The 6,000-nt window shown below is 61.5% G+C and carries 4 protein-coding genes and 2 tRNA genes; 3 read left to right on the forward strand and 3 right to left on the reverse strand.

All coding sequences use genetic code 11. The features are described from left to right. Positions 1-34: 34 nt before the first annotated feature. The 3 genes from OXH56_15395 to OXH56_15405 all read right to left on the reverse strand — a co-directional run bounded on the left by OXH56_15395 (position 35) and on the right by OXH56_15405 (position 2,246). Entirely contained in the window at positions 35-346 is a 312-nt protein-coding gene (locus OXH56_15395; GenBank protein ID MCY3556694.1) for a tetratricopeptide repeat protein, read from the reverse strand. An 89-nt stretch (positions 347-435) separates the two neighbouring features. Next, positions 436-1,206 carry an SDR family oxidoreductase gene (locus OXH56_15400; GenBank protein ID MCY3556695.1) on the reverse strand — a complete coding sequence of 257 codons (771 nt, stop codon included), beginning with the start codon at positions 1,204-1,206 and terminating at the stop codon, positions 436-438. A 14-nt stretch (positions 1,207-1,220) separates the two neighbouring features. Beyond that, on the reverse strand, positions 1,221-2,246 hold the full coding sequence (locus OXH56_15405; GenBank protein ID MCY3556696.1) for a zinc-binding dehydrogenase: 1,026 nt from the start codon (positions 2,244-2,246) through the stop codon (positions 1,221-1,223). Positions 2,247-2,428: 182 nt separating this feature from the next. On the opposite strand from OXH56_15405, the gene OXH56_15410 reads away from it, so the two are divergent. From OXH56_15410 to OXH56_15420, 3 genes are all read left to right on the forward strand, one after another. Further along, a tRNA-Arg gene (locus OXH56_15410) sits at positions 2,429-2,501 on the forward strand. 67 nt (positions 2,502-2,568) lie between these two features. Further along, positions 2,569-3,870 carry an amidohydrolase family protein gene (locus tag OXH56_15415; GenBank protein ID MCY3556697.1) on the forward strand — a complete coding sequence of 434 codons (1,302 nt, stop codon included), beginning with the start codon at positions 2,569-2,571 and terminating at the stop codon, positions 3,868-3,870. Positions 3,871-3,923: 53 nt separating this feature from the next. Next, positions 3,924-3,996: transfer RNA gene (locus OXH56_15420), tRNA-Thr, on the forward strand. Positions 3,997-6,000: the final 2,004 nt, after the last annotated feature.

A 6,000-nucleotide genomic window follows, 5' to 3' on the forward strand; every position in this document is an offset into this window, starting at 1 on the left:
CCATTCTGTCGAAGGTACGTCCAGTCAACTAATATCAGTCCAGAAACGCCAGGGCTTCCCGCATTTCGTCCAGATCCTTGGCGTCACCCTGCCGTTCCGCCACGACGATCCCCTGCTCGTAACATCTGCGGGCTTCATCATCGCGGTCCAGCTGTTCGTAAACCCGTCCGGCCTGGTGATAACCCGCCGTGTAGTCCGGCGATTCCGCCATGAGCCTTTCGAGGATTTCAGCCGCCTGTTCGAGCTGGTGCGAACTCACGTATTCCAGCGCGATCGCGTACTGAATGAAGGGATCGCCGGGGTCCTTACTGGCGAGCAATTCAAGCTGTTCGAGGCGCGAGTTCATGCGACGAATCCTCTGTGTGTCTACCACGTATCTTCCGAGTATCTAAATCCGTTTTTCCTGCGAATCTACAATGTTTCTACCACTAAAATCTAGATCAGCGAACGGGACTGGCAGCCGTCCACGTTGATGCAGGCACCGGTCACCCAGCTTGCCCGATCAGACGACAGGAAGACCACCACGTCCGCGATCTCTTCGGGCTTGCCGAAGCGTCCGGCCGGAAGTTCCTGTTCAATGAACTTGCCGATGCCCTCCGGGTCCGCGTCCAGCCGCTTCTGCCAGTTGCCACCCGGGAATATGATTGAACCCGGCGCCACCGTGTTCACGCGGATGCCGGTCTTGGCCACTTCCTTGGCGAGCGTTTTGCCCATGGAGATCTCTGCGGCCTTCGTGGCGTTGTAGGTGGCCGGGCCGCCCGCTTCGCGTCCGAAGATCGAGGAAATCGTGATGATAGAACCGCTTTCCTGCGCGCGCATCGTGGGCAGCACGGCCCGCGTCGCCCGCACGGCGGCGAACATGTTCAGGTTGAATACGTGGAGCCACTCGTCATCGGAGACATCGTCGAAGGGATTCCAGACGCTTCCGCCTACGTTATTGACCAGGATGTCGATGCGGCCCCAGCGCTCCAGCGTCGCCTCCACGACCCGGTCGATGCCTTCGACCGTGGTCAGGTCCCCCGCCGTCGCCAGTGTCTCGACACCCTTCTGTACGACTTCCTTCCCGGTTTCGAGCAACCGCTCTTCCCCCCGGGCACTCAGGCTGACGTGACATCCCTCCTCCGCCAGACCCAGGGCGATCGATCGCCCGATGCCCCGGCTCGAGCCCGTAACCAGTGCGACTTTGTCTTTCAATCCCAGATCCATTTCAAGTCCTTTCGTTAATCAATCGGTTCAAACAGTATCTTCATGCCTTCTTTGTTCAACAACCGATGGAATGCGTTCTCCCACTCGGTTAAAGGAACCACGTCCGACACGATTGGTTCCAGTTCGATCCTGCGTTGATCCAGCATCACCATGGTGCGGTCCCAGGCATCGAGGGATCCGGCGAAGGAGGTCCGAATATCGATTTCCTTCAATTCCGCCGGGAAGAAATCCACCTCGAAGGGGCCGCCGTGCAGGCCGATCTGCATGATGGTGCCCTGTTTCCGCACGAGTTCGATGGCCGAACGGGTGGCCGCAGCCGACCCTGAACATTCGTACACTACGTCGGCGCCGTAGCCCTGGGTCCGGTCCCGGACGAGATCGAGCAGGTCGACTTCTTCGATGTCGACGGTCTCGTCGGCCCACCGCGCACCGAGTTCAAGCCGCTCGGAATCCTCGGAAGTGCCGGTCAGGATGACGTAGGCGCCTTCTGCCTTCGCCACCTGCGTCGTCAGCAAGCCGATGGGGCCGGGACCCGTCACCACGGCCACGTCGCCGGCGGTAACGGACGTGCGAATGGAAACGGCCTTGACGCAGCAGCAGAGGGGCTCGCTCAACGCGCCGATGGTGAGGTCCAGGTGTTCCGGAATCCTCCGCAGGGCCCAGGTGGGCATGACCACGTACTTCGTAAATACGCCGTGCACCCCGCTGCCGATCGACAGGCGGCGGTCGCACAGACTATGTTGGCCTGCGACACAGTACCTGCAGACGCCGCAGACGACGGTGGTCGGTATGCCGGTCACCGCGTCGCCCGGCCGGTATTCGTCCGTATCGGCCACCTCGTCCACGATGCCGGAGAATTCGTGGCCCATGATCACCGGCGGGTTGTAGGGGTACTCGTCCTTGTAGATGTGGATGTCCGTCCCGCAGATGCCCGCGGCCCGGATCTCCACCCGGACCTCCCCGGAATCGGGCTCGGGAACCGGCATGTCCCGGACTTCCATGTTGACCGGGCCATGGTCGTATTTTACCAGTCCTTTCATTCTCGAATCCCCGCTCCGCGTACCGGAATCCTGCCGCTCAATGCACTGCCGGATCAGGCGGTCAGAATATATGCCGGTGCATAGGAGATGACAAGATCATTCACTACCTGAACGTCCGCATTAAGGCGTTGACACCCGGCAGGCGCGTTCTTAAGTTGAGCACGGACCGGAACGACACGCCAGCCCCCGTAGCTCAGTGGATAGAGCAACGGTTTCCTAAACCGTTGGTCGGGTGTTCGACTCACCCCGGGGGTATTCCCGGTCTTAAGCCCGTCTCTCATGTTTGTCCCGCTTCCCCACGCACATCTGCAGGAGGGTCTCCATGTCCGATCTGTCCCGGTACATTCAGGAAACGCCGCTTATCGACACCCACGAGCATCTACGGTTCGAGGACGATTGGGTCGCCAACGGGCCGGACGTACTGCAGGACCTCTTCGAGAATTACGTCCCAGCCGACCTCGTGGTCGCCGGCGCTTCGCAGGAGGATGTAAACGCCCTGCTGGACCCCTCGAAGGGCGACGTGGCGGCACGTTTCGAACCGGTCCGGTCGGCCTGGGAAGCCGTGAAGCACACGGGATACGGTGAAGCGGTGCGCATACTGGCGGAAGACGTGTACGGGATGGCCGAGATTACCGTCGACGGCCTGGCAGCGGCGCAGGCCGAGAACGACCGGTTACGGGGCTCCGGCCAGCGCCTTGCGCTCCTGCGGGACCACGCGGGCCTGGATCACGTGCAAATCGACAACTTCGTCTGGGCGTGCGAACCGGATGCCTCTGGACCGGATTTCTTCCTCTATGACCTGTCCTGGGTGGGATTCTGCAACGGCGAGGTACCCGTGGAGAAAATCGCGGAGGAAACGGGGATTACCGTGAACAATCTCGGCAGCCTACGGGACGCCATGGCCGCCATCTTCGCGAAGTACGGTCCCCACGCCATCGCCGTCAAGGCACAGCACGCCTATTCCAGGACGCTCCGGTGGGAGGAGCGCAGCGATGAAGACGCAGCAAAGGCCCTGGAGATCGTGCTGAGTAATCCCGATGGTGCGCCGGAGGAAGCGTCGCTGTGCCTGGGTGACTGGGGCTGGGCGCGGGGCGTGGAACTGTCCATCGAACACAACCTGCCGTTCAAGATCCACACCGGTTACTACGCGGGCCACAGCCGGATGCCGGTGGATCGGATAAAGAGCGGAAACCTTTGCGGTCTATTGGCTCGCTACCTTGATGCCCGGTTCGTGCTGATGCACATCGCCTATCCCTACAGCCACGAGCTGATCGCGCTGGCCAAGCACTACCCCAACGTCTGGGTGGACCTCTGCTGGGCCTGGTCCATCGACCCTTTCAGTTCCTGCGATTTCGTCCGCCGGTTCATCCATGCCGTACCGATCAACAAGCTTTTCGCCTTCGGCGGGGACACCGGCTGGCCCACCAGTGCCTATGCCTATACCGTGCAGGCGCGGAGGTGGCTCGGGCGCGCCATGGAAGGCGAAGTGAACGACGGCCTCCTCACCGAAAAACAGGCGATGGACGTAGCGCTCCGGCTCATGCAGACCAACCAGCAGGAGTGTTTTGATATCAGCGGAACGCGGGCGAATATCGCGCGGTCCCTGGAATCCGTCGGAACCTAAAAACGGGTTGCGATCGGGTAGGTCGTGCCTTATATTTAGCGCGGTTTTACCAGGCCACGATAGCTCAGTTGGTAGAGCAATTCATTCGTAATGAATAGGTCGTCGGTTCGAGTCCGACTCGTGGCTTTCTAACCCTTCCAGCAACGTGTCGATCGTCTGATCTATAGCGATCTCCGACTGCAGCGTCTCTACCGGAATCGACACGTGCAACCCCGCCTCAATACGGTTTCTCAATTCCACGGCCATGAGGGAATCCACCCCCAGGCTGCGCCAGGTCTGCCCCGGTTCCACGCTCTCCGGGTCCACTTCCAGAATCCGGCCGATCGCATCGGTCACGTAATCCTCGATGTAGACGCGGAGTCTGTCCACGGCCAGCACGTTCAAATCCGCCCTCGATAGCGGTGTGATCGATTGAGGTGCGAGTTCTGAACGATCATCCAAAGGCAGGAACGGTGCGAGTAGGGATTCTGCCGCGGGTTCCGCCGTAGGAATCACGCCGACGCGATGGACGTCCCGGCGCAACAACCGGTCGAGCAGCGCGCCGGCCTCTTCGGGAGGGATAGGTCGCAGTCCCTGTCGCCTGAGCCGGTCGGCTACACCTTCGTCATCCGACATACCTGTACCTTCCCAGGGACCCCAGTTGATCGACGTCACGGGGAGGCCTTCCTGACGCCTGAGTTCGGCCAGGCCGTCGAGAAAAGCGTTCGCAGCGGCGTAGGACGCCTGGCCCGCGGTGCCGGCCAGGGAAGAAGCCGAAGAGAACAGGACGAAGAGATGCAATTCGAGGTCCCTGGTCAGTTCGTGTAGCATCCACGCGCCGGTCGTCTTGGGCTCGAGTACCTGGCGGAACCTTTTCGCGTCCTGGGTAAGCAGAATGCCGTCGTCCAGCACGCCGGCCGCGTGGAAAACGCCCCTGACCGGTCCGCGTTCCGCACGCAGGTCCGCCATGAGGCACTCCATCGCTTCCCGGTCGGTCACATCGGCCTGCACATACCTGACGTTTCCGCCAGGACCGGCTCCCAGCTCCGTTTCCTCGATTCCCCTTCGGCCCGTAACGACCACCAGGCCGGCTCCCCGGTCGATCAGCCAGCCGGTGAGGAAACGTCCGATCCCGCCCGTGCCGCCCGCGACGAGGTAGGTCCCGCCCGGACGTATGACCGGGTCGTCGTCGCCCAGGTTCACCGGAATTGGCGCTCCGTCATCCACGAGCACCAGTTTGCCCGTGTGCCGGGCCTGCGACATGAACCGGAAGGCCTCACGCGCCTGTTCCATCGGGAAGGTCCGATAGGGTAGGGGACGTATACTGCCATCCCCGGCCATGTCGACGACCTCTTGCAGCAAGCCGCCTGCCCGGTCCGGTCGGTCCTCGATGAACTGCGCGAGATCGATAGGATGATAGGACCGGTTTTGGTCGAGCAAGTTGAGATCGATGGATCCGTGGTTCAGCAAATCGGTTTTGCCGATCTCGATGAAACGTCCGTGGGGTGCCAGCACGGACAAAGAAGCCCGCATGGCGGAGCCGGAGAGGGTATTGAGCACGATATCCATGCCCTTCCCGTCCGTCTTCTCCATGATCTCTTTGGCGAATTCCAGTGATCGGGAATCCATCACATGGGAAACGCCCATCTCCTTCAACAGGGCGCGTTTTTCTTCAGAGCCGGTCGTGGCGAAAACCTCGGCTTCCGCCTGCTGTGCGATTTGAAGAGCGGCCAGTCCTACCCCGCCTGTCGCGTTGTGTATAAGAACGCGGTCACCGGCGGATATCCCGCCGCGTACCGCGAGCCCCAGGTACGCCGTCATAAAAGCCACGGGCAGCGTGGCGGCTTCCTCGATGCCCAGATGCTCAGGCTTGCGGACAACCAGGTTTGCCTTCGCGGTCACGTGTCCGGCCATGGCCGCAGGCACCATTCCCATGACCACATCGCCGATTTCCACCGAGTCGGCCCGGTCACCGCGTGCGACCACTTCGCCGACACATTCCCATCCGAAGGACGGTGCCCGCCGTGATGGTCTCTTAAGCATGCCGAGGGCGGTCAGCACGTCCCTGTAATTCAATGGAGCGGTCCGCACGCGAATGACCACCTCGTCCGGTCCGGGCTTGGGTACCGGTTGCGTTACGAAAGGGAGGTA

The organism is Gemmatimonadota bacterium, from assembly GCA_026702745.1.
Classification (GTDB): domain Bacteria; phylum JAAXHH01; class JAAXHH01; order JAAXHH01; family JAAXHH01; genus JAAXHH01.